Below are 22,689 nucleotides of genomic sequence, written 5' to 3' on the forward strand. Positions count from 1 at the left end.
GCCCGCCCATTTCTGCGGAATAAGTGCGGACTTCTGTGGAGAACCCCACCCGAGCGCATCGCCGCAGGTCAGACGCCACGCAGAGGGTTTTTGTGTATTCCGTGGTTTCCGTGGCGCCCTGTGCCCTGGCCCGCCCACCACAGCGCGGGCCGCCTGCACCACCTCACCTCGCCCCCTCCGTCAAGGAGAAGCTGCCCATGCCCCCGAACGACCCGAAGCTCAGGCTCGAAGCCGTCCTCGAAGAGATCGACATGTCCCGTTCGGCGTTCTACCGGATGCGCGCCCGGGGCAAGGCCCCGAAGACCATCAAGCTCCCGAACGGCCAGATCCGCGTCCGGAGGTCGGACCTCGACTCCTGGTGGGCTGCTCAGGAACTCGAAGCTGCCTGACCAACCAACACCAACCCCAGTGGCCCCGGTTTGCACCGGGGCCACTCGCTTGGAGATCACGTGCTCTCGTTCGATGTACATCTCTGGAAGATCCGCGACCTTCGCCGGGGGCGGAAGCCGTTCCAGCTCCGTTGGCGCGTAGGCCCGCAGGAGCACTCGCGCACCTTCGCGACGTTTCCACTCGCGGACGGCCGGCGGGCAGAGCTGTTGGCCGCCCGGAACAAGGGTGAGCCGTTCGACGTCGAAACGGGCCTGCCGGGACCGGAGTTGCGGGAACTCCGGGAGAAGGAAGCCCGGGTTACCTGGTTCGACCATGCGGTGAAGCATGCCGAGGTGAAGTGGGAGAGCGACTCAGCAAAGGAGCGCGCGGCCCGCGCTGACGGTCTGGCCACCATCACGCCCGCGTTGGTCACCGACCAGCGCGGCGCCCCGCCCCACAAGGTTCTCCGGCGGGCGCTCTCCTGCTGGGCGTTCAACTTCTCGGAGCACCGAGGGGAGCCTCCGGCGGACGTGGTGGCCGCGCTCGACTGGATCGCCAAGAAGTCCGTCCCAGTGTCCCAGTTGGACGACTCCGACACCCTCCGGAAGGCGCTCAAGGCCATCACCCTGAAGCTGGACGGCAAGCGCGCGGCGGACAACACCATCAAGCGCAAGTACGCCACGTTCAGCGGCGCTCTGCGGTACGCCGTGGAGCGCAAGCTCCTCACCGCGAACCCGCTGAGGTTCGTGGACTGGGAGCCGCCGGAGACCGTGACCGAAATCGACTGGCGCTACGTCCCTGGGCCGCGCCAGGCCCGCGATCTGGTCGAGGCAGCGCAAACCCTCGGCGCCCGGGGGCGCCACCTATCGGCGTTCTTCGGCTGCACCAACTGGGCGGCCATGCGGCCAGCCGAGGTGACCAACCTGCGGCTGGCGGACTGCACGCTTCCGGAGGAGGGTTGGGGCCTGATCGTGGCCCCCGGCAGTTCGCCCCGCGTCGGGTCCCGGTGGACGGACGACGGGCAGTCCCACGAGGAGCGGGGGCTCAAGCACCGGGCGCGCGACGCCACGCGGGACATCCCGATCCCGCCGGTGTTCGTACGGATGCTCCGAGCCCACGTCGAGGAGTTCGGTCTCGGTGTGGACGGGCGCCTGTTCCAGTCGGCTGGCGGCGGTCTCGTGACTACCAAGGAGACCTCCGACACCTGGAAGCGGATCCGGGACCTGGTGCTCACCCCGGAGCAGGCCAGGACGGAGTTCGCCGACGTTCCGTACTCGCTGCGGGCCACCTGCGTCTCCGGCTGGCTGGCCGCTGGGCTGGACCCGACCGAAGTCGCCTACCGGGCAGGGCACAGCGTGGCCGTGCTGTACCAGTTCTACGCCAAGGTGATCGACGGCCGCCGCGAGCGGTCCAATGCCCTGATCGAGAAGTTCCTCACCGAGGAGTACGACCAGGGGTAGTGGTCACGGAACCGTTCCGTGGGTGTTCCGCACGCGCTGGGTCGAACTGGGACTCAGGTGGGACAACCCGGGACGGAACCGGGAAGGGCGGGTATCGGCAGCTGCCGACACCCGCCCTGAGCAGGTGGTTCTCCTACCGGCGGAGAGCGTGGGATTCGAACCCACGGTGACGGGTCACGCCACGACAGTTTTCAAGACTGTTCCCTTAGGCCGCTCGGGCAGCTCTCCAGGCGGAGGTCAGCCTAACGGGTCCGGCGGGGTTCGGTGCACACGATTCGGGTGTGCCCGAGGGTCACTGGTCACCGTCCCGCTGGCCGAGCGTGACCTTGGTGGTCATGGTCTGGCCGTTGCGGGTGTACTCGACGTCCACGATCTCGCCGGGCTTGTGCGTCCAGATCCGGCTGACCAGGGCGGGGCCGTTCTCGATCGGGGCGCCGCCGAGCTTGGTGATGACGTCGCCCGGCTTGAGGCCGGCCTTGTCGGCCGCGCCGCCGGGGGTGACGGCCGGCTGGCCCTGGATGTCGTGGGTCTGGATCTGGGCGCCGTCGCCCTTGTAGTCGTCGTTGCGCAGCACGTCGAGCTTGGCGTAGACGGGCTTGCCGGTCTTGATCAGGGTGTCCGCGACCCACTTGGCCTGGTTGATCGGGATGGCGAAGCCCAGGCCGATGCTGCCGGCCCGGCCGTTGGCGGAGGCGTTGGACTGGATCGCCGAGTTGATGCCGATCACCGCGCCGCTGGAGTCGAGCAGCGGGCCGCCGGAGTTGCCGGGGTTGATCGAGGCGTCGGTCTGCAGGGCGTTCATGTACGAGGCCTGCGAGCCGGTCTCGTCGCCGGAGGCGACCGGGCGGTCCTTGGCGCTGACGATGCCGCTGGTGACGGTGGACTCCAGGCCGTACGGCGCACCGATCGCGATCGTGGCGTCGCCGACGTTGACCTTGTCGGAGTCGGCCAGCGCCAGCGGGGCCAGCTTGGCCTTCGGCGGGTTGTCGATCTTGACCACGGCGACGTCGTAGCCCTCGGCGTGGCCCAGCACCGAGGCACTGTAGGAGGTGCCGTCGGCGAACTTGACGGTCAGTTTGCCGCCGTTGAGGGTCGGCGCGACCACGTGGTTGTTGGTGAGGATGTGGCCCTCGGTGTCGAAGACGAAGCCGGTGCCGGTGCCGGACTCCTGGGAACCCTGCGCCTTGATGGTGACGACGCTGGGCAGCGCCTTCTGCGCGATGCTCGCGATGGAGCCGGGGGCGGGCTCGTTCTTCTGGGTGTTGCTGGCCTGGACGGTGGTGCTGCGGTGGTCGTCGGCCGAGGTGCTGCTGTTGCTGTGGCCGGTGGCGACCACGCCGATCGCACCGCCCGCGACACCGGCGACCAGCGCGACCGCGGCGAGCAGGGCCACCAGGCCGCCGCGCTTCTTGCGCGGGCCGCCGGGGCCGGTCGGGCCGCCGGGGTAGTCGGCCGGGTAGCCGAGCGGGCCGTTCGGGCCGCCGGGGTGGCCGGCACCGCCGGAGGCGGCGTCGTGGGCGCCCCAGCCGCCGAGCGGCTGGCCGGCACCGAAGGGGTGGTGGCCGTGCGGGGCGGGCCCGCCGACGGCCGGGGTGCCGTACGGCTCCTGGGCGTTGGCGGCCGGAACGCCGTACGGGTCCTGGGCACCGGAGGCGGGCACGCCGTGGGCCGGGGTCGCGTACGGGTTGGTGCCCGGCGGCACGGCGGGCGCGGCCGGAGCGGCGGCCTGCGCGGCCACGGCCGGAGCTGCCGGGGCGGCCGGGGCGGCCACCGCCGGGGCGGGCGCGACGGGCGGCGCGGGCGGCAGGACCGGCGGCGGGGCGTCGATGTAGCCGGTGACCGGGTCGACCGCCGGCTCCTCGACGGCCGGCGCCGCCGGGGTCTCCGGGGCGGGGACCTTGGTGAAGGCGACGGTGGGCTTGTGGCCGCCCCCGGCCGGAGCCTCGTCCGCCACCGGTGCCTCGGCCGCCGGCTCGGCCGCCGGCGCCGGGACCCGGCTGAACGCCATGGTCGGCTTGTGACCGCTGTCGGGGGCCGCCGGAGCGCCGTCGACCGGAGCACCGCCCGCCGCCTGCGCCTCGTCCGCCGCCGGTGCCTCGGCCGCCGGCTCGGCCGCCGGCGCGGGGACCCGGCTGAACGCCATGGTCGGCTTGTGACCGCCCTGAGCGGTGCTGTCGGAAGCGGCGCCTGCCGCCTCCTGGGCCCCGGCGGGCTGCTCCCCCTGCGGCCCGGTGGGCCCAACCTCGCGCTCGGTGCTCACGGACGACCTCCATAGCTGACAGAACCAAGGACCATAGTTTTTCGCACCGTCGATTCGATTGCCGTAAGGACCCCTCTGAAGAACTCATAAGAATCCTTAGCCGCCGCCGACGGCCGGGGCTCCCCACCCCCGCCGGCATCCCGCGATGCGGACCGCGCACCCGCGGCCTTTGGCGTTCGCACCCGTGCCGGTTAGCCTGTCGCTCCAAACTGACACGCGGGAGCTTGGACCCACCAGGCTGAGAGTGCGCATGTCGACGGTACGCCAGGCGAGCGACAGGCCGACCGTCGAGGGGGCGCTGACCGCCGGAACCTGTCCGGGTAATGCCGGCGTAGGGAGTATCGGCCATGCCGCCTGCTTCGTCATCCTCTTCTTCGGGTGCGCCCGAGTCCAAGGATTTCTCCGCCCTTCCCCCTGTCCCGGCCGTGGCCACCGCACTGCTCGACCACCGGGTCGAGGCGCCGCTGGTGCTGGACACCGAGCCGCCGCGCACCCTGCGTTTCCGGGACCACTTCGCGCTCTGGATGAACCTGGGCGTCAGCCTGATCGGCTTCTCGACCGCGGCGACGGTGCTCGGCGAGAAGGGCAGCGAGCTGTCGCTGGCCGCCGCGGTGACCGCGATCGTGGCCGGTACGGCCGTCGGCACCGCGATGCTCGGCGTGGCCGCCCTGATCGGTGCCCGCACCGGCGCCCCCGCGATGGCCAACCTGCGCGGGCTGTTCGGCACCCGGCTGTCCTACCTGCCGACCGTGCTGAACATCGTCCAGTGCATCGGCTGGGGCGTGTTCGAGCTGCTGACCATCGCGGCGGGTGCGCAGACCGTCGCCCACACCACCGGCTACCGCTGGCTGTTCGTGCTGCTCGCGGGCGCGCTGACCACCGCCCTGACGATCTGGCCGCTGGGCTCGATCGCGGTGCTGCGCCGCTTCGTGGCCGGGGCGGTCGCGGTCGCGATGGTGTACTTCACCGTCCAGCTGGGCCGGCAGGGCGTGCCGGACCCGGGAGCGGGCAACTGGCACGGCTTCCTCGGAGCCACCGACGCGATGATCGCGGTGTCGATCTCCTTCGTCCCGATGGCCGCCGACTACACCCGGCACTCGCGCACCCCGCGCTCGTCGTTCTGGGGCAGCTTCTCCGGCTACACCGTCGCCCAGGTCTGGTGCTACGTGCTCGGCCTGATGGCGCTGCTGCAGTCCGACGGCGACCCGAGCCGGATCTTCGACTCGTTCCTCGGCGTCTGGGCCGGCTGGCTGTTCCTGCTGGTGCTGGTGCTGCGCGAGACCGACCAGTCCTTCGCCAACGTGTACTCGACCGCGATGTCGCTGCAGAACCTGCTGCCGCGGGTGGACCGCCGGGTGCTGAGCGGCGGGATCGGCGTGCTGACCACCGTGCTGGCGCTGCGGATCGACCGGTTCACCGACACCTACAGCAACTTCCTCGGCCTGATCGGCTCGGTGTTCGTGCCGCTGCTGGCGGTGCTGGCGGTGGACTACTTCTTCGGCGCCGGCCGGCACGGCTGGGACCTCTCCGAGCGGGCGCCGTCCCGCTGGCTGATGCTGCTGCCGTGGGTGCTGGGCTTCGCCGTCTACCAGTTCATCGCGCCGACCGCGGTGGCCGGCTGGTGGGTGGACTTCTGGACCTCCGCCCAGGAGGCGCTGCACTTCACCCCGCAGGAGTGGACCTCCGCCTCGCTGTTCGCCTTCCTGGTCCCGGCGCTGGCCACCTGGGCGCTCACCCCGCTCACCCGCCGCACCTCCCGGGCCTGAGACGGCGCCCGACCGCGGCGGCGCACCCCGGCGGACCGCGGAGGCGGAGCCGGCCCCACAGGTTGGGACCGGCTTCGCCTCCGCGACACCTGCGCCCCCTATCGTGGGGCCCGTGACCAGCCCAGACCTGCCCCCGGCGGCGGCGCGCACCGCGCCCTCCGTCCAGGTGATCGCCCACCGCGGTTCCTCCCACGCGCTGCCCGAGCACACCCTCGCGGCCTACCGGCGCGCGCTCGACGAGGGCGCGGACGCCGTCGAGTGCGATGTCCGGGTGACGGCCGACGGCCACCTGGTCTGCGTCCACGACCGCCGGATCCGACGGGTCTCCAACGGCCGCGGCACCGTCTCCGCGATGACCCTCGCCGAGCTGGAGGCGTACGACTTCGGCGCCTGGAAGACCGGGAAGCCCAGCACCGACCCCGAGCTGCGCGGCGTGCTGCGGCTGGAGCGGCTGCTGGAGCTGGTGGTGGACTGCGGCCGCCCGGTGGACCTGGCGATCGAGACCAAGCACCCGGTGCGGTTCCGCGGCCGGGTCGAGGCCGAGCTGCTGCGGATGCTGGAGCAGTACAAGATCGGCGCGGCCCGGGAGGGCGACCGCCCGTCCGCCCGGATCATGAGCTTCTCCTCGATCGCGCTGGACCGGGTGGCCGCCACCGCTCCCGAGTACGGGCGGGTGTTCCTGATCGAACGGATGCTGCCGCTGCTCGGCCGGCTGCGCCCGGGCCGTCCGCTGCCGGGCGGGGCGCGGATCGCCGGTCCGGGCATCGAGCTGATCAGGGCCAGGCCGCAGCTGGTGCCCCGGCTGCGCGAGCTGGGCCACGAGGTGCACGTGTGGACGGTGGACGAACCGGCCGACGTCGAGCTCTGCCTGGAACTCGGCGTCTCCGCGATCATCACCAACCGGCCCGCGGAGGTGCTGGCGCAGCTCGGACGGTGAGCCGTGCGGGAACGGGGCGGTGATCCCGGGCGGTGATCGCGGGCGGAAGCGCCGCCGTACCGGTGGGACCCGATCACTCTGGTCGGCAGCCAAACCTTCCGCGCACGGTATTGCCGGAATTCTTCCGCGCGGGCGACGGAGGGTGAGCACGGAATGACCTCTCGTCGACCCTGGGTCGCGCCGCTCGAAATGGACTCGCGGGATCCCCCGCTGGTCGTTTCCGACGCATTACCAAGGGGCATCCATCCCTCGGCATACGCTGAAGGAGGTCCGGGGGTGGCGTTGATGGTGGCGCGTGAAGTGCCTACTTCATCGACCATGGCAGTGCCGCACGGCCCAGCGAGTGTCGGGGTCGCACGGCGCCGACTGCGTCGAGATCTGGGTGACCGGCAGATACCGGAACCGGTCATCGATGATGCTGTACTGATCCTTTCCGAACTGTTGAGCAACGCCTGTCGGTACGCCCGTCCGCTCGGCCCGCTGCGGGCCCTGGGCCGGGCGGCCCGGGCCGAGGTGGTGGACCAGCTGCTGGTCGGCGTCCCCTCCGGGACGCATCCGGCGCCCGGCGGCCGGGAGCGCGAGGAAGTCCCCGCCGAGACCGACGGCGGGGTGCTGGTCCGCTGGCAGATGCACGCCGACGGCGTGCTCACCCTGGAGGTCACCGACGGCGGCGCGGCCACCCGGCCGTCACCCGCCAGTCCTTCGCTGACCTCGCGCGGCGGCCGCGGCCTCGGCATCGTCGACCAACTGGCCAGCGACTGGGGCGTCCGCGACGCGCCCGGCGAGGTGACGGTCTGGGCGGCGCTGCCCGCCCGCGCCCGGCACGCCCGGCGCACCGGGGGCGACGCCCGCAGCGCGTAGGGCCGGTCCGGCGGGCTCGGCCCGGGGGGCCGCGGCCCCCCGGGGCCGCGCGCGACGCCCGCCCCGGCGCGTTCCCGCGCGCCGGGGGAACCTCAGTAGGCTTCCCGGTGAAAAGGACCACCGTCCCCGGGAGAGCCGCACCATGGGCAAGAAGGCCGCCAAGAAGGCGCCGCAGCGCCAGTCCACCACCGCCGTCACGGGCGACGTCCCCGTGGTGGGGGCCCGCGAGGACTGCCCCTGCGGCTCGGGCCGCCGCTACAAGGCCTGCCACGGGCGGGAGGCCTCGCACGCGGTGCAGGAGCTGGTGCACCGCCCGTTCGAGGGCCTGCCGGGCGAGGCCGACTGGGTGGCGCTGCGCGAGCTGGTGCCCGCCGCCACGGTGCCGCTGACGCTGGCCCCCGGCGTGGCCGCGACCGCCGGGGGTGACGTCCCGTCGGTGACCCTGGCGACCGTGCTGCCGCTGGCCTGGCCGGCCCTGCGCCGCCCGGACGGCTCGATCCTGCTGGGCCTGCAGACCCAGTCCTCCTCCGGTGACCTCAGCCGCGACCTCGCGGACGCCCTGGAGCTGGCCCTGGCCACCGAGCCGGGCAGCCCCGTCCCGGCCCGCCGGACCGTCCCCGGCGGCCGCCGCCTGCAGGACCTGCTGGACACCACCGCCGCCTTCACGCCGACCGTGCACACCGGCTTCGAGTTCTGGCTGGAGGACGCCGAGACCGCCACCGGCGAGGTCGCCGCCTCGCTGGAGCGCGCCAACGCCTCGGCCATCCCGACCGAGAAGCTCGGCAGCGTCGACGCCGCCTACTGGTGCGGCACCCCGGACAAGAACCACCTGCGCTGGGTGATGACCGTGCCCGAGGAGCAGCTGCTGGACGCGCTGGCCCGGCTGAACGCGGCCGGCGAGGCCTCGCTCGGCCCGGACACCCGCCTGGTCGGCTCCTTCCGCGCGCACGGCCTGACCGTCCCGGTCTGGGACCTCCCGCTCGCCATGACGGCCGCCGACTGCGAGAAGCCGGCCGCCGAGTTCGGCGAGCGGCTCGCCGCCGTCCTCGCCGACGCCACTCCGCTGACCGCGGAGGAGCGGCGCGCCCGCGCGAACCTGGTGAACCGTCAGGTCACCTTGAACTAAAGGGCACAGGTTCCGGGTGATACGCGTCACATTGTCGCCTCGAAGCCGCAATTTCCGGGCCTGGAGGGCGTCTTGGAAATTGGCGCGGGCGCGGATCCTTGTTACTGTCTAAAGAGTCCGGCCGCTGGTGCATCCCCCGTCGCCAGCGGCCGGATCTTTTGTTTTTCCGGAACGCCCCGCACCGCCGGGCCCGGAGTCCGGTACGGCCCGGCGGTCCGTCAGTACGCCGAGCGGCCGCTGTCCAGCCGGACCGTCGCCTCCACCAACTCCCCCAGCAGCGGCCCGACCTGCGGCAAGTAGACCCCGCCGCCCGCGGCCGGGCGCGGCGCCAGCACCCAGCGCACCCTCCCGGCCCCGCCGCCGGGCGGCAGCGGCAGGAAGCCGCCCGGCCCGTGGTAGCGCAACGATCCCGGTACCCAAGGGAGTTGGGCGAGCATCTCGCCCAACGCGTCGAGCGAGTACGGGGCCACCAGCAGCGCGTAGCGGCCCGGCATCGCGAGCACCGGCCCGAGCGGCAGCCGCAGCGCCCCCAGGTAGACCAGCGCCCGGGCACCGGCCGCCGCGGGCAGGCTGACCGCCGACACCGCGGAGCCGGTCGCGGCCAGCACCGGCGCGTCCGGGCTCTGCCGCTCCCACCACCAGCGCACCATCCGGGCGTCCGTGGTGGCGGCCAGCAGCGAGGGGTCGTGCGGGTGGGCGCCGGGCGCCGGACAGTCCGGGTCGCCGCAGGAGCAGCGGCCGCCGCACAGCACGGTGCCCGGCACCACCGGCCAGCGGTGTTCGACGGCGGCCGTCAGGGCCGCGGCCAGCCGGGCGGACGACTCCTGCGACCGGCTCTTCGGGCTCTTCGGGTTCTCACGCATGGCGCTCGTTCCTTTCCCTGACCGCTCGGTTCGCTCCGCCCCCACCGACGTCCGTCGGAACCCGCCGCGCGGGCCGGCGGCGGCACGGCCCCGGGAAGGCGCGGAGCGGGGGCGGGCGGCACGGCGGACGGCGCGGCTACGACGTGGAGCACGGTGTGGAGCACGACATGAGAAGGGCCGCGCACTGGAACAGCCCTTGGAACGAGAATCCCGTACGCGACCGGATGGACGCCGCCCGGGCGCGCTTGGTTCCACCGTACGAGTGAGAGACTTCCGGCCGGCCCGGGAGCGCGGGCGGCACGGACATACGATCCGGACGGCCGCCCGGTCCGTCCCCACCGTTCTGCCCGCTCCCGGCTCGCTCCATGCCTGCGGGCACGACCGGCGCGCGCGCGAACCGTGCACGCCGTCCGACCGGGTCGAGCAGACGACGAACCGGCCACCGCGTCGGCCCGGATCTGGACATGCCCCGAATGGCCTGTGTAGAAGTGGTGGCATTGCTGTCGATCAATGACGAGTAGTAGCGAATCGAGGCGAAACACGCCCTTTGGCCGTGATCGCTCCACATCGGCCGTATCTGGGGGTTCCGCATGGCACGTACCACCGCGTCAGGAGTGGCGGCATGACCAACTCCCACCCGCCGGCGTCCCACCCGTCGCCGACGACCGCCGAACCGGGCGGACCCGGCTGCGCAGGCGGCCTCACCGTCCTCGACCCTCCCGAGCTGCCCGGCCCCGCCGACGACGTGGACGAGGGCCCCGCGGCACCGTCCGCCACGCTGCAGGACCGTTTGGCCGGACGCCTGTCCGATATCACCAGCCTGCACGAGCACACCGAGCGCCTGGCCCGCGCCCGCGGCCTCGACGCCACCCTGGACGCCGTCCTCGCCTCCGGCGCCGCCCTGCTCGGCGCCGGCCGCGGCGTCCTGGTCACCCTGATGCCCGGCGGCGGCCCCGGCCAGCCCGTCGGCCTCGGCCTCGACCGGGCCAGCCTCGGCGCCCTGGAGACCGTCCCGGCCGAGCAGAGCATGCTGACCCGGCTGCTGAGCGAGCACGACCGGCCCGAGGAACTGCACTCCCCCGACCTCGCCGAGGATCCCGCCGTCGGCGGCCGGCTGCGCGAACTCGCCGTCCACCTCGGCCTCGGCGGAGCCGTCGGCCTGCCGCTCGCCACCGTCGAGGACGGCCCGCTCGCCGCCGCCGTCTGGTTCTACGACCGGCCCGCCGAGCCCGCCCGGTGCCGACGCGAACTGGCCCGCCACTACTGCGAGATCGCCGCGCCGCTGCTCGCCAAGCAGCTGGAGTCCGAGCGCATCCGGCGCACCACCGAGGCACTGCGCCGCGGCCTGCTGCCGGACCACCTCCCCCAGGCCGCCGGACTGCGGCTGGCCGCCCGGATCGTCCCGGCCGGCCTGGACCGCTCCAGCGGCAGCGACTGGTACGACGCCATCCCATTGCCGGACGGCACCGTCGGCCTCACCGTCGGCTCGGTCTCCGGCGACGGCCCCGGTGCCGGACCGGGCTCCGCCCCCGGCGCCGCCGCCGCGATGGGCCGGGTCCGGGCCGCGCTGCGGGCGTACGCGGTGCTGGAGGGCGAGGACCCGGTCTCCGTCCTCGGCGACCTGGAACTGCTCCTCAAGACCACCGAGCCCAGCCGCACCGCCACCGCCGTCTACGCCTGGGTCGAACCCGAGGAGCGCCGGATCACCCTGGCCGGGGCCGGGCACTGCCCGCCGGTCCTGGTCGGCCGGCACGGCGCCGAGTTCGTGGAGACCTCGCTCTCCGCGCCGCTCGGCATGCTGGCCTGCTGGGAGGCCCCGGGGGTGGAGTTCATCGCCGAGCGCGGCGACACCCTGCTGCTCTACACCGAGGGCCTGGCCCGCCGCTGCGGCCCGACCCTGCACGCCGGACAGGCCAACCTGCGCCGGGCCGCCGCCGACGCCCCGCGCGACGTGCGGATCGACCCGGACCGGCTCTGCGCCCACCTGCTGGCCGTCTGCCCGGACCCGGACGCCGCCCCGGCCACCGACGACCTGATGCTGCTGGCCGCACGCTTCGAGTAGGCATTCGAGCAGGCGCACGAACCCCGGATCGGTGAGCGGCCGGGCGTCCGTACCATGGGACGCACGGCCGCCCGCGCGTGTCGAGACCCGACACCTCCCCCGAGGGCGGCGGTACCACCCCCAAGGAGGCGTTGCACGTGACCGAGGACCGGACCCCCGCGGTGGCCGAGAACCCCGAGGCCGAGGGCGGCGAGGAGCCGCCGCAGTTCAAGGGCCGCAAGAACGGCCTCTACGGCGAGATCTCGGACGAGCTGTCCGCCTCGATGAAGTCCGGCTGGGCCGACACCGAGCTGCACGGCCTCGCCCCGATCGCCCAGGCCGGTTACGCGGCCGAGCGCCGCGCCAAGCTGTCCGCCGCCTACCCCGGCGTGCGCCTGGTCGTCCCGGCGGGCAACCTGCGGGTGCGTTCCAACGACACCGACTACAACTTCCGCGCCGCCAGCGAGTACGTGCACCTCACCGGTGACCGGACCGAGGACGCGGTGCTGGTCGGCGAGCCGACCGGCGAGGCCGGCCACGAGTTCACGCTCTACCTGCTGCCCCGCTCCGACCGCGAGAACGGCGAGTTCTGGCTCGACGGCTACGGCGAGCTGTGGGTCGGCCGCCGGCACAGCCTGAGCGAGCAGGAGCAGCTGCTCGGCCTGCCGGCCCGCGACGTCCGCAAGGCCGCCGAGGAGCTGGCCGAGCGTGCCAAGGACTCCGCCGTGCCGACCCGGATCGTCCGCGGCTACGACGCCGGCCTGGAGGCCGCGCTCGCCGAGGTGCTGGACGCCGACAAGGACGCCGAGTTCAAGGAGTTCCTGAGCGGCCTGCGGCTGGTCAAGGACGAGTGGGAGATCGGCGAGCTGCGCGCCGCCTGCGACGCCACCGTCAACGGCTTCACCGACGTGGTCCGCGAGCTCGGCCAGGCCGTCGCCACCTCGGAGCGCTGGATCGAGGGCACCTTCTGGCGCCGCGCCCGGGTCGAGGGCAACGACGTCGGCTACGGCACCATCGCCGCCGCCGGCCCGCACGCCACCACCCTGCACTGGGTGCGCAACGACGGCGACGTGCGCCCCGGCGAGCTGCTGCTGCTGGACGCGGGCGTGGAGACCCACACCCTCTACACCGCCGACGTCACCCGCACCCTGCCGATCAACGGCTCCTTCACCGAGCTGCAGCGCAGGATCTACGACGCGGTGTACGACGCCCAGGAGGCCGGCATCGCCGCGGTCAAGCCGGGTGCCCGCTTCCGCGACTTCCACGAGGCCTCGCAGCGCGTCCTCGCCGAGCGGCTGCTCGCCTGGGGCCTGCTGGACGCCTCGGTGTACGACATCGAGAAGGTCCTGGAGCTCGGCCTGCAGCGCCGCTGGACCCTCCACGGCACCGGCCACATGCTCGGCCTGGACGTCCACGACTGCGCCCACTCCCGTCGCGAGGAGCACGTCGACGCCCTGCTGGTGCCCGGCATGGTGCTGACCGTCGAGCCCGGCCTGTACTTCCAGCAGGACGACCTGACCGTGCCGGAGGAGTACCGCGGCATCGGCGTCCGGATCGAGGACGACATCCTGGTCACCGCGGACGGCAACGAGAACCTCTCGGCGGGGCTGCCGCGCCGCTCCGAGGACGTCGAGGCGTGGATGGCCTCGCTCGCCTGAGACCGCCGGACCGAGCGCTGACCGGGCGCTGACCGAGCCGCCGGTCGAGCCGCCGGTCGAGCGCCGGCCGAACGCCGCAGGGCCCGGCTCCCGGTGACGGGGGCCGGGCCCCGGCTCGCTACCAGACGAGCTTGACCGTGATGTCCTGGCGGGCGACCACGGTGAGGTCGCCGCCGTGGTACGGGAGCACGGCCTGCGCCCGCAACGGCATGTCGCCGGGCCCGCTCCTGGGCCCCATCGTCAGCCGGTAGGTCAGCTTCCTGCTCTGCCCCGGGGCCAGCGAGAACAGCTCCGAGTCCCGCGCCGTCGCGTAGGAGGTGTCGCCGGCCGGGGACATCGGCTTCGGGATCCAGCCGCTGTCGGTCTGCAGCTCCAGCTTGCCGTCGTTGGGCAGCTGCTGGTCGGGCACGGTCGGCGTGCCCGCGTAGCGGTCCGTGAAGACCAGGGGCTCCAGCTGGCCGGAGGCGCTCTGGCCGTCGTTCCGGAACGTCACCGAGAAGGTGACGACCGCGCTCCCCACCCGCAGCTGCTGGCCGGAGGGGAGGCCGTCGATGCTGACCGCGACGTCGCTCGGACCGGGCGCCGCCGTCGTCGGCGGAGCCTGGTTGCGGCCGCTCACGTCGAGGCTGTTGACGATCGACTGCAGCCCGGCCTGGTAGTCGTCCTTGAGGCCGACCGCCGAGACGAACACCTGGTCCCTGGGCAGGGCCCAGATCTGCGCGGTGAAGGACGACTGGCCGCAGGTGACCTGCCACTGCGACTTGAGCGCGGGACGGCCGGAGACGGTGGGCGTGCTCTTCGTCGGGCCCGTACTGCTGACGGACTCCCCCGCGGCGGGCGGATGGGGATCGCCCCAGACCGGACAGTCGGGCTGGTGTCCCCAGCCGCTCTGCGCGTCGAGGTCGGCGGCCGACGGCCAGCTCGTCGACTCGGTGCCGAAGACCGCCAGGTCCACCCCGTACGGCCGGCAGTTCTGCGCGGAGGCGCCCTCCGGGGCCCCCGGGCTCAGCACGCACAGGTGGGGGTCCGCCGGATCGGCGGGCGCGACCCGCCAGCCGGCCGGCACCTTCAGCTTGACGCCGCGGAAGGTGTACGGCGTGGCCGGACCGGTCGGGGCGCCGGTGGCCGACCGGCTCGACGTCGGGGTGACGTCGGCCAGCGGGCGGTCGGCCTGTGTGTCGCCGGTCGGGGTGGCGCTGCTGCTCGGGGTGGGGGTGGGCGTCGGACCGGGCGAGGCCGAGAGGCCGGCGGCCGGGGGCGGGGGGACGTCCTGCTTGGCGACCGGACTGCCGTGCAGGCTGACCACGCCGATCGCCGCGGCGGCGGCGAGCCCGAGCAGCGGCACGGTGACCGCGTACACCGGGCGCAGCCGCCGCACCCTGGTCCTCGGGGGAGCGGCCGGACGCAGGTCGTGGGCGGTGATCAGGGACGTCCGGGCGTTCATCGCCTCGCGGAGCAGCCGTTCCGTCGGGGTCCCGGCCGATCCGTCGTCGTCACCGCCACCCGGGCGGAGGAGCTTGTCGGTCATCGAACCTTCTCCAGGTGCTTTTCCAAGGCGTCCAGGGCGCGACTGGCGGTGGACTTCACGGCACCCCGGGACAGGCCCAGGGTCTCGGCTATCTGCGCCTCCGACATGTCGGACCAGTAGCGCAGCACCAGCACCTCGCGCTGGCGGGGGGTCAACTCCTGCAGGGCGACGAGCACCCGGCGGTGCTCGTCGTTGAGCACCGCGTGGTCCTCGGCGGAGGGGGCGTCGGCCTCGTGCGGGGGCACGTACTCCCGCGCGGTCCTACGACGGCGGAGCATCGAGCGGGCGCCGTTGACCACCGAGGTCCGCAGGTACCCGAGCGCGTTGTCGAGGTCGTCGAGGTGCTCGCCGTGGCGCTGGTAGAGCTGGGTGAAGGCCTCCTGCACGACGTCCTCGGCCAGGTCATGGTGGTCGACCAGCAGGACGGCCATCCGGACCAGGCCCAGCCGGTGGGCGTGGTACAGGTCGGTCAGGGTGGGCCGGTCCTCCGCCGGCCTGCGGCCGCCGCGCAGCAACCGGAAGCCGGAGCGGCGCTGGACCGCCTGCTGGTCGGTGGTGACCGGGTGGGCCGGCTCACGGGCCTCCTGCGCACCGAACAGGGCGACGACCACTCCCCTGAACCCGCGGACTGCACGGGGTCCGCGCACTCCGCGCACTCCGCGAACTCCGCGGACGGAGATGCCGCGGCCCCGCCGTGGCGCGGCGAACGGCTCGATGGCCATGGACATGTACGGTTCCGCTTTCCCCCGGGACGGTGGCGGCCGGCTCGCCGTCACCGTCAGGCACTGATCAAGGTCCTGATCGCGGAGATCCTCCCAGCCGCCTCCGGCCCGGTTCCCTCCGCCCCCGTATTGATGGACGTGTGGGACGGGCTGAGGTTGCAGGGGGATTCGAAGGAACGTCCGGGGTGGCGGCAACGGCTACACTCACCGGGATTCCGCCACCCGTGAGCAGGGGGTTCCGCATGGCCGAGCCGAACGCCGAGCAGATCGCAGGGTTTACCGCCGGGCCGACCACCGAGCGGACGGCCGAGCCGAACGCCGGGGGCGGGGCCGTCTCCTCCCGTGCGGTGGCCGTCACCATCGGCCGGCGCCCGGAGCCCGTGCACGACGTCGCGGTGTACGCCTTCGAGGGCATGGCACCGTTCGAACTCGGCGTGGTGGTCGAGGTGTTCGGACTGGCGCGGCCCGAGCTGGGCGGCCTGCTGGCGGCGCCCTGGTACGGCCTGAAGGTGTGCGCCGACCGGCCGGGGACGGCGCTGGACGCGGTGGGCGGCTTCGCGCTGACCGCCCGGCACGGCCTGGACGACCTCGCGGCGGCCGACACCGTCGTCATCCCCGGGGTGCGCAACGCCTTCAGCGGTGAGGTCTCCCCGGGCCTGGTCCAGGCACTGCGGACGGCGCACGAGCGCGGCGCCCGGATCGTCTCGATCTGCTCGGGCGCCTTCGCACTGGCCGCCGCCGGACTGCTGGACGGCCGGGAGGCGACCACCCACTGGCGGTACGCCGAACTGCTCCAGCAGCGCCACCCCCGGGTGCGGGTCAACCCGGACGTGCTGTACGTGGACAACGGCGACGTGCTGACCAGCGCGGGCAGCGCGGCCGGCATCGACCTGTGCCTGCACCTGGTCCGGCGGGACCACGGCGCCAAGGTGGCCAACAGCGTGGCCCGCCGCTTCGTGGTGGCACCGCACCGGGACGGCGGGCAGGCCCAGTTCATCGAGGCGGCGGTCCGCCCGGTCGAGGAGGACGAGGACGGGATCGCCCGCAGCATGCAGTGGGCGCTGGACCACCTGTCCGACCCGCTGACCGTCTCGGCGCTGGCCCGGGCCGCCCGGATGTCGGACCGCTCGTACCTGCGGCACTTCACCGCCCGCAACGGCACCAGCCCGATGCGCTGGGTGATCACCCAGCGCATCGCGGCCAGTCTGGCGCTGCTGGAGTCGCCGGAGGGGTCGGTGGAGGAGATCGCCGCGGCGGTCGGCTTCGAGAGCGCCGCGACCTTCCGCCACCACTTCGGCCGGGTGATGCGCACCTCGCCGACCGCCTACCGGCGCTCCTTCGGGCGCGGGGTGGCGTGACGCGCTACGCCTGCTCGCGCCGGTCGGCGTTGGCCACGATGGCGTCGTGCAGCCACTGCGCCAGGCCGGGGGCGAGCTCCTCGTAGGTGCTGGTCCAGCGCGGGTCCGAGACGTACAGGCAGGCCAGTCCGCGGTGGATGGTGAAGGTGCAGTCGTAGAAGTTCCGGCAGATGTGCTGCCGGTGCGCCTCGGCGAGGTCCATGGCCACGGTGCCGTCGGCGGGCTCGCCGGCCGTGACCGCCTCGGCCAGTCGGGTGTTGAGCTCGGTCATCTCGGTCTGGATGCGCTGCCAGTCGGCCTTGGTGTAGCCGCCGGTGCGGCGCTGGGACTCGGCCCAGGCCGCGGTGTCGCCCCAGCGCTGTTCGGCCTCCTGCTCCCAGTCCTCCTGGTAGCCCTCGCCGAAGATCTCGAACTTCTCCTCCGGGGTCAGCTGAATGCCCATCCTGCGTGCCTCCATGGCGTGTTCGACGGCTGTGGCGAGGTCCTGGAGGTGCCGGATCCGGTCGGTCAGCAGTCGGTGCTGCCGCCGGAGGTGCTCGCTCGGGCTGACCGAGTCGTCGTCCAGGATCGCCGCGATCTCCTCCAGGGGGAATCCGAGCTCGCGGTAGAACAGGATCTGCTGCAGCCGGTCGAGGTCGGCGTCCACGTAGCGGCGGTAGCCGGCCCGGGTGCGGCCCGCGGGGGACAGCAGCCCGATCTCGTCGTAGTGGTGGAGGGTGCGGACGGTCACCTTGGCGATCTTCGCCACGGCGCCGACCGAGTGGCCCTGGTCCTCGCTCATCCGGAAACTCTCCTCCCTGGTGGTGACCACCACCCTGCGCTCTCACGTCGCGTGAGGGTCAAGCCGCGGCGCCCGCGGGCGATGCGCCGGGCAGTCCCTTGGCGGGATCGGGCGTCGAGCGGCTCCCGGGGCGGGATCGGGCGTCGAGCGGCTCCCAGGGGCGGGCTCAGGCGTCGACCAGCTCCCGCTCGCGCCGTCGGGCCGCCCGGCGGCGTCCGTCCCCGCCGCCCCCGGCCGGTGGCCGCGGTCGGCGGGTCTGCTGGGTGGGCCAGAGCAGCACGTACGCGGCGGAGACCACCACGAAGGCGAGCCGGACGAAGCCGCGGGCCGGGTCGGACGGGAGGAACAGCGTGCCGCCGTACAGCGCCACCAGCGCGATCCAGCTCCACCACGGCACCAGGCGCTTCTGCCCGACCGCGTCCCAGAGCAGGGTGCCGAGCAGGATGGAGGCCGTGTAGTACGTGTAGACGCTCGGGTCGAGCAGGATCCGGGCGTCCGCGCCGAGCAGCACCACGGCCGGCCAGCGGCCGCGCCGGACCGCGACGCAGCCGAGGCCGATCCCGAGCCCGAACTGGGTCGGGCGGTCCCACCAGGGCGTGGCCGGGTCGGTGACCCCGAACCAGCGCAGCGCGGAGGCGGGCTGGTTCGGAATGGTGAACTTGGCGGCCGCCATGGTGTCCAGGTTTCCCAGGTAGAACGGCAGCCAGGCGATCGCGACCAGGAGGCAGAACCAGAGCGCGGTGCGCAGCCAGGCGGGCCGGGGCAGGGCCAGGATCAGCGGGGCGAAGGCGATCGCCCAGGGCTTGGAATCGACCGCCAGGGCCAGGAAGACCGCGACCTGGACGGGCTTGTCGCGGGCCAGCGCGTGGGCGGCGAGGGTGGTGAAGAACAGCGCGAGGACGTCGTCCAGGTGCGCGAAGCGGACCGAGACCTCGACCCACATCGGGATGAACGCCAGCCCGGCGACCAGCAGGCGCTGCTGGAGCCGGCGGTGGTTGGTGCCGGTGCCGAGGTAGTACAGGGCCGCGGTCCGGCCGACCAGGACCAGCATCACCAGGCCGAGCCCGGCGCTCGCCGCCTCGGCGACCAGCTGGCCGACGTGCGGCGAGAACGGGGCGGTGAGCCGGGCGGCGGCCAGGCTGACCGGGCCGATCTGCAGCTCGGGGTGGTGGGCGTAGAGCGAGAGGCCGCCGTCGGGCTGGCCGCTGAAGAGCAGCTGCTCGCCTTGGCGCAGGTAGTGCCAGGAGAAGCCGCCGCTGGGCTCGACCAGGAAGAACCAGAGCACCGTCCACGCCGTCAGCAGCACGTGGTGTCTGCGGAGCGGCAGCCCCGCGATCCGACCGGTCGCGGATTCGTAGTCGGTGGTGGCCCGTGTCGTGCGTTCTCCCCGCACCTGTCCCTCTCCCCGCCGTTCCGCCCCCCTCCGGCCGGACATCCTATGTGACGGAGGAGTACCGCCCGTGCCGCCCGGACGTCGTCCGCGAGAACAGCCGCGTGAACGGCCGGGCGGCAGGGGGGTACTCGGGCGAGCTCCCCGCTCCGGCGGTCCCGGGTCGGCCCTGCCGGCCCGGGACCGTCAGTTACGGGTCAGCTCTGCCGGCCCGCCTTGCGGCGGCGCAGCACCACGAGGGTGCCGACACCGGCGACCAGCACGGCGCCGCCGGCGGCCGCGATCGCGGTGGTGTCATCGCCGCCACCGGTGGTGGCCAGGCTCTTGTCCGCGTCGGTGGCGGCCGTCTTGGCCTTGGTGACGACAGCCGGGGTGATCTTCGGCGGGGTGACCTTCGGGACGTCCACCGGGAAGTCGATCGGCTGCTGGGCATCGGTGCTGCCGCCGGACGGGGCCGGGGTGGTGGTCTCGCCGGAGCCGGAACCGGAGTCGGTCGGGGAGGCGGACGGCGAGGCGGTACCGGTGGCCGAGGTGGTCGGCGCCGGGGTGGTCGGCGCCGGGGTGGTCGGCGTGGTGGTGGGGGTCGCCGTCGCGGTGGCCGTGGGCGTCGAGGTGGTCGTGGGCGTCGCGGTGGCGGTCGGGCTCGGCTTGCCGGTCTTGGTCGGGGTGGGGGTCGGGGTGGGCTTGCCACCGCCGCCACCGGCCTTGATGGTGAAGCCGGCGCCCTTGATCCCGTCGCAGCTGAAGTGGCCGTTGTCGGACTCGTCGTCGGCGTTGGCCGAGAAGACCACCGGCACGACGCCGGCCTTGCCCAGCGGGGTGTCCTTGGTGAACGAGACCCGGACGTCGATGTCGATCCGCTTGCCCGGGGCGAGGTAGAGCAGGGCGTCGTCGGCGGGGCCGCCGTCGGTCACGCCACCGAGCAGGATCAGCACCGCGCCGTCGTCGCCGTCACCGCCACCGGGCGCGATCGAGCCGGTTCGCCAGGTGCCGCCGCCGGGCAGGCCGGCCGGGAGCTGGTACTCGACCTTGAGGTCCTTCGCCTTGAGCGTGCCGGCCTTGTTCTTGAACTTCAGCAGCGGGAAGGCGACGAAGTCGTTCTCGGCCGGGTTCTGGATCCGGTAGGAGAAGACGCGGGCCGGGCCGCCGGCGACGAAGGTGTCCGGGACGCCGTGGACCGAGAGGGCGAGGCTCTGGTGCTTCGCCTGGGTGGCGGCGGACGGGGCGGCGGCCGACGGGGCGGCGGCCGACGGGGTGCCGGGGGACGGGGTGCCGGGGGAACCGACGGCCATGGCGCCCTGCGCGCCGGTGAGCACCAGCGAGGACGCGAGCGCGGCGACGCCGGCCAGGGCAAGACTGCGACGTATGGACAAGGAGACCTCACGGAAGTGTCCGGGCGAGGCCCGGGCGCGAGGGGGCGGCCGCAGACGCCGCGAACCCCCCGCGAAGCTGAAAGTCCGACGGAGATTACCGAACGATCCAGCCACTCCGGAAGGCAGGTGCCCCGCTGTGACGAACTCCCGGGGGCGGGGCGCCCGAATCGCCCAACTAAGTCACACGGTAAGGCCTTTGCGCTTTGCGAAAAGATGACCGCAGAGTGACGGGTACACGCCGGAAAGGACGGTACCGCACGGTGCTCGGTGGCGTGAATACGTCTGCGGCCCCGGGGCGGCGCGGTGCCGACCCGGGGCCACGGGGCCACGGCGTCGATCCGGAGCCACCGCGTCGACCCGAACCGGCGTCGACCCGAACCGGTGCCGGGTCAGCCGGGTCAGCCGGGTCAGCAGGTCAGCCGGAGAAGAACGACTTGGCCGCGATCAGCGCCCGCTCGTCGCGCAGGACGTCCCCCGGGCGGGTGCCGTTGCCGATCAGCGCGCCGCCCCAGCGCATCCCCATGTACTCGGCGGTCAGCTTGAGCGTGCCGATCATGGGTTCGGCCTTGTCCTCGGTGCCGGCCAGGGCGGTGACGACCCACAGCGTGCCGCCGTTCATCCCGGCGCGGAAGTCCACCCCGGGCACCCGGAACCAGGCCGACCAGTAGTCGAGGTAGAGCTTGGCGGTGGTCGGCAGCGTGTACCAGTACACCGGCGCGACGAAGACCAGGTCGGTGGCCTCCAGGGTGGCCTCCAGCAGGGTCCGCTCGTGGCCGACCGGCTCCGGGTAGCTGCCGTCACCGGTGTGCCGCAGGTCCTGGAAGGGCGGCAGCGGGTGGTCGGCGAGCCGAAGCCAGTGCTGCTCCGCGCCCTCGGGCAGGCTCGACTCGGCTGCCAGCCGGGCGAGTTGTTCGGAGTTGCCACCGGCGCGCGAGCTGGCGTCGAGGAACAGGAAACGGCGCGGCGCCTCGGCGCCGGACGGCTGGGCGGTCATCGGTACTCCCCCCGGTCTGGTGTTGCGGACAGAGGTGCGAGCACCCACCGCGCGCCGGGTATTCCGCGCCCGCGCCCCCATCCGGCCCCCGTGCGCCGGACCGCCCGGTGCCCGCCCGGTGCCCGCCCGGTGCTTCGGGTACGCAAGGCGGGCGGGGCAGTCAGCGCCGACCGGGCTTACGGGACTCGCGGGGTGGCGCTCAGTCCGGCAGTCCGGCCCGGCGACGGGCGACCTCGGCGACGGCGGCCCAGTCCTTCTCCCCGTCGCCGTGCGCCAGCGCGTCCAGGAAGGCGTCCCGCAGGATGCCGCCGAACGGCAGCGGAACGTGGCGCGCGGCCCCGGCCTCCAGCGCCAGGCCGACGTCCTTGAGACCGAGCGGCAGCCGGAACCCGGCCGGCTCGTACCGGCGTTCGGCCACCATCGAGCCGTAGCCGGAGTAGACCGGCCCGGGGAAGAGCGTGCCGGTGAGCATCTCCACCAGATCGGTGGGCCGCACGCCGTGCGCCTCGGCCAGGCTGCACGCCTCGGCCATCGACTCGATCGCGCAGGCCAGCAGGAAGTTGGCGCTGATCTTGGCGGTGTTGGCCTGCCGGGGCTCGTCACCGAAGCGCCAGGTGCGGTCGCCCATCGCGGCGAACAACGGCTCGGCCCGGTCCAGCAGGTCGGGCGCGCCCGCGGCCAGGATGTTGAGCTTCCCCGCCTCCGCGACCGGGGGCCGGCCGAGGACGGGCGCGGCGACGTATCCAACGCCGTGCTCGGCGTGCAGCTCCTCGGCGCGTTCGGCCAGCGACAGCGAGACGGTGGCCATGTTGACGTGCAGGGTCGCCCTCGCGCCCGCCAGCAGCCCGGGGTCGAGCAACAGCCCTTCGACCGCCTGGTCGTTGGCCAGCATGGAGACCACCGTGTCGGCGGCGAACACCTCGGTGAGCGAACCGGCCGCCTCGGCCCCCTGGGCCACCAGCGCGGCCCCCGGCTCGGGCGAGCGGTTCCAGACCCGTACGGCGTGGCCGGCCCGCAGCAGGCTGCCGGCCATGCCCCGCCCCATCGCGCCCAGGCCCACGAAACCGACCGTCGCCCCGCTCATCCGCGCACTCCCGTCGTCGCCGCCACCCGTACGGTGGTCCGTCCGGGCCGACTGTACGTCAGGGAATGCTCGGGGCCGGGGTGGCCGGCACCCGTTCTGCGCCACGGCCGGGACCGGA

The 22,689-nt window shown here is 73.6% G+C and carries 18 protein-coding genes, 1 tRNA gene and 1 riboswitch; of the genes, 9 read left to right on the top strand and 10 right to left on the bottom strand.

The annotated features are described in order from the left end of the window. The first annotated feature begins 197 nt into the window (after positions 1 to 197). Positions 198 to 389 carry a helix-turn-helix transcriptional regulator gene (locus tag ACIRVF_RS16080; RefSeq protein WP_402817230.1) on the top strand — a complete coding sequence of 64 codons (192 nt, stop codon included), beginning with the start codon at positions 198 to 200 and terminating at the stop codon, positions 387 to 389. 333 nt (positions 390 to 722) lie between these two features. Further along, on the top strand, positions 723 to 1,829 hold the full coding sequence (locus ACIRVF_RS16085) for a tyrosine-type recombinase/integrase (RefSeq protein WP_402817232.1): 1,107 nt from the start codon (positions 723 to 725) through the stop codon (positions 1,827 to 1,829). A gap of 140 nt (positions 1,830 to 1,969) precedes the next feature. Here the strand turns inward: ACIRVF_RS16085 and ACIRVF_RS16090 are convergent. Then, positions 1,970 to 2,057: transfer RNA gene (locus tag ACIRVF_RS16090), tRNA-Ser, on the bottom strand. A 64-nt stretch (positions 2,058 to 2,121) separates the two neighbouring features. Further along, a complete protein-coding gene (locus ACIRVF_RS16095; RefSeq protein ID WP_402817234.1) occupies positions 2,122 to 4,089 on the bottom strand; it encodes a S1C family serine protease in 1,968 nt (655 codons plus the stop codon). 206 nt (positions 4,090 to 4,295) lie between these two features. Further along, positions 4,296 to 4,444: riboswitch (TPP riboswitch) on the top strand. Positions 4,445 to 4,514: 70 nt separating this feature from the next. Here ACIRVF_RS16095 and ACIRVF_RS16100 point away from each other — a divergent pair. From ACIRVF_RS16100 to ACIRVF_RS16115, 4 genes are all read left to right on the top strand, one after another. Next, positions 4,515 to 5,855, top strand: a complete 1,341-nt coding sequence (locus tag ACIRVF_RS16100) for a purine-cytosine permease family protein (RefSeq protein ID WP_402817236.1) — start codon at positions 4,515 to 4,517, stop codon at positions 5,853 to 5,855. Between the two features lie 112 nt (positions 5,856 to 5,967). Next, complete coding sequence (locus ACIRVF_RS16105) at positions 5,968 to 6,792, top strand: glycerophosphodiester phosphodiesterase (protein ID WP_402817238.1); 825 nt, start codon at positions 5,968 to 5,970, stop codon at positions 6,790 to 6,792. 276 nt (positions 6,793 to 7,068) lie between these two features. Next, a complete protein-coding gene (locus ACIRVF_RS16110; RefSeq protein ID WP_402817240.1) occupies positions 7,069 to 7,653 on the top strand; it encodes an ATP-binding protein in 585 nt (194 codons plus the stop codon). A gap of 142 nt (positions 7,654 to 7,795) precedes the next feature. Further along, positions 7,796 to 8,779 (top strand): DUF5926 family protein, encoded by a 984-nt coding sequence (locus ACIRVF_RS16115; RefSeq protein ID WP_402817242.1) that lies wholly within the window; start codon positions 7,796 to 7,798, stop codon positions 8,777 to 8,779. A 218-nt stretch (positions 8,780 to 8,997) separates the two neighbouring features. On the opposite strand, the gene ACIRVF_RS16120 is transcribed toward ACIRVF_RS16115, so the two are convergent. Further along, a complete protein-coding gene (locus ACIRVF_RS16120; protein ID WP_402817244.1) occupies positions 8,998 to 9,642 on the bottom strand; it encodes a bifunctional DNA primase/polymerase in 645 nt (214 codons plus the stop codon). Positions 9,643 to 10,264: 622 nt separating this feature from the next. On the opposite strand from ACIRVF_RS16120, the gene ACIRVF_RS16125 reads away from it, so the two are divergent. Next, the gene (locus ACIRVF_RS16125) at positions 10,265 to 11,704 is read left to right on the top strand and encodes a PP2C family protein-serine/threonine phosphatase (RefSeq protein WP_402817246.1); all 1,440 of its coding nucleotides are present in this window, start codon (positions 10,265 to 10,267) and stop codon (positions 11,702 to 11,704) included. Between the two features lie 137 nt (positions 11,705 to 11,841). After that, positions 11,842 to 13,341: an aminopeptidase P family protein gene (locus ACIRVF_RS16130; RefSeq protein WP_402817248.1), complete on the top strand. Its 1,500-nt coding sequence runs from the start codon at positions 11,842 to 11,844 to the stop codon at positions 13,339 to 13,341. A gap of 118 nt (positions 13,342 to 13,459) precedes the next feature. Here the strand turns inward: ACIRVF_RS16130 and ACIRVF_RS16135 are convergent, their stop codons facing one another. Then, positions 13,460 to 14,869, bottom strand: coding sequence for a hypothetical protein (locus ACIRVF_RS16135; RefSeq protein WP_402817250.1), 1,410 nt, complete (start codon positions 14,867 to 14,869; stop codon positions 13,460 to 13,462). Beyond that, positions 14,866 to 15,480: an RNA polymerase sigma factor gene (locus ACIRVF_RS16140; protein WP_402817252.1), complete on the bottom strand. Its 615-nt coding sequence runs from the start codon at positions 15,478 to 15,480 to the stop codon at positions 14,866 to 14,868. Before ACIRVF_RS16140 ends, ACIRVF_RS16135 begins: the two co-directional genes overlap by 4 nt. A gap of 353 nt (positions 15,481 to 15,833) precedes the next feature. On the opposite strand from ACIRVF_RS16140, the gene ACIRVF_RS16145 reads away from it, so the two are divergent. Then, positions 15,834 to 16,949: a helix-turn-helix domain-containing protein gene (locus ACIRVF_RS16145; RefSeq protein WP_402817254.1), complete on the top strand. Its 1,116-nt coding sequence runs from the start codon at positions 15,834 to 15,836 to the stop codon at positions 16,947 to 16,949. Between the two features lie 4 nt (positions 16,950 to 16,953). On the opposite strand, the gene ACIRVF_RS16150 is transcribed toward ACIRVF_RS16145, so the two are convergent. From ACIRVF_RS16150 to ACIRVF_RS16170, 5 genes are all read right to left on the bottom strand, one after another. Then, the gene (locus ACIRVF_RS16150) at positions 16,954 to 17,730 is read right to left on the bottom strand and encodes a MerR family transcriptional regulator (protein ID WP_402817256.1); all 777 of its coding nucleotides are present in this window, start codon (positions 17,728 to 17,730) and stop codon (positions 16,954 to 16,956) included. A 166-nt stretch (positions 17,731 to 17,896) separates the two neighbouring features. Beyond that, on the bottom strand, positions 17,897 to 19,123 hold the full coding sequence (locus tag ACIRVF_RS16155; RefSeq protein WP_402817258.1) for a hypothetical protein: 1,227 nt from the start codon (positions 19,121 to 19,123) through the stop codon (positions 17,897 to 17,899). 194 nt (positions 19,124 to 19,317) lie between these two features. Continuing rightward, a complete protein-coding gene (locus ACIRVF_RS16160; RefSeq protein ID WP_402817260.1) occupies positions 19,318 to 20,493 on the bottom strand; it encodes an LPXTG cell wall anchor domain-containing protein in 1,176 nt (391 codons plus the stop codon). A gap of 415 nt (positions 20,494 to 20,908) precedes the next feature. After that, entirely contained in the window at positions 20,909 to 21,487 is a 579-nt protein-coding gene (locus ACIRVF_RS16165) for a flavodoxin family protein (RefSeq protein WP_402817262.1), read from the bottom strand. 199 nt (positions 21,488 to 21,686) lie between these two features. Beyond that, positions 21,687 to 22,676, bottom strand: coding sequence for an NAD(P)-dependent oxidoreductase (locus ACIRVF_RS16170; RefSeq protein WP_402817264.1), 990 nt, complete (start codon positions 22,674 to 22,676; stop codon positions 21,687 to 21,689). Between the last annotated feature and the right edge of the window lie 13 nt (positions 22,677 to 22,689).

The organism is Kitasatospora sp. NPDC101157, from assembly GCF_044768255.1.
Lineage (GTDB): Bacteria > Actinomycetota > Actinomycetes > Streptomycetales > Streptomycetaceae > Kitasatospora.

Excerpts from the sequence above, each read along its gene's own strand:
- ACIRVF_RS16080 (WP_402817230.1), top strand. The coding sequence starts at position 198 with ATGCCCCCGAACGACCCGAAGCTCAGGCTCGAAGCCGTCCTCGAAGAG.
- ACIRVF_RS16115 (WP_402817242.1), top strand. The coding sequence starts at position 7,796 with ATGGGCAAGAAGGCCGCCAAGAAGGCGCCGCAGCGCCAGTCCACCACC.
- ACIRVF_RS16120 (WP_402817244.1), bottom strand. The coding sequence starts at position 9,642 with ATGCGTGAGAACCCGAAGAGCCCGAAGAGCCGGTCGCAGGAGTCGTCC.
- ACIRVF_RS16125 (WP_402817246.1), top strand. The coding sequence starts at position 10,265 with ATGACCAACTCCCACCCGCCGGCGTCCCACCCGTCGCCGACGACCGCC.
- ACIRVF_RS16135 (WP_402817250.1), bottom strand. The coding sequence starts at position 14,869 with ATGACCGACAAGCTCCTCCGCCCGGGTGGCGGTGACGACGACGGATCG.
- ACIRVF_RS16145 (WP_402817254.1), top strand. The coding sequence starts at position 15,834 with ATGGCCGAGCCGAACGCCGAGCAGATCGCAGGGTTTACCGCCGGGCCG.
- ACIRVF_RS16150 (WP_402817256.1), bottom strand. The coding sequence starts at position 17,730 with ATGAGCGAGGACCAGGGCCACTCGGTCGGCGCCGTGGCGAAGATCGCC.
- ACIRVF_RS16165 (WP_402817262.1), bottom strand. The coding sequence starts at position 21,487 with ATGACCGCCCAGCCGTCCGGCGCCGAGGCGCCGCGCCGTTTCCTGTTC.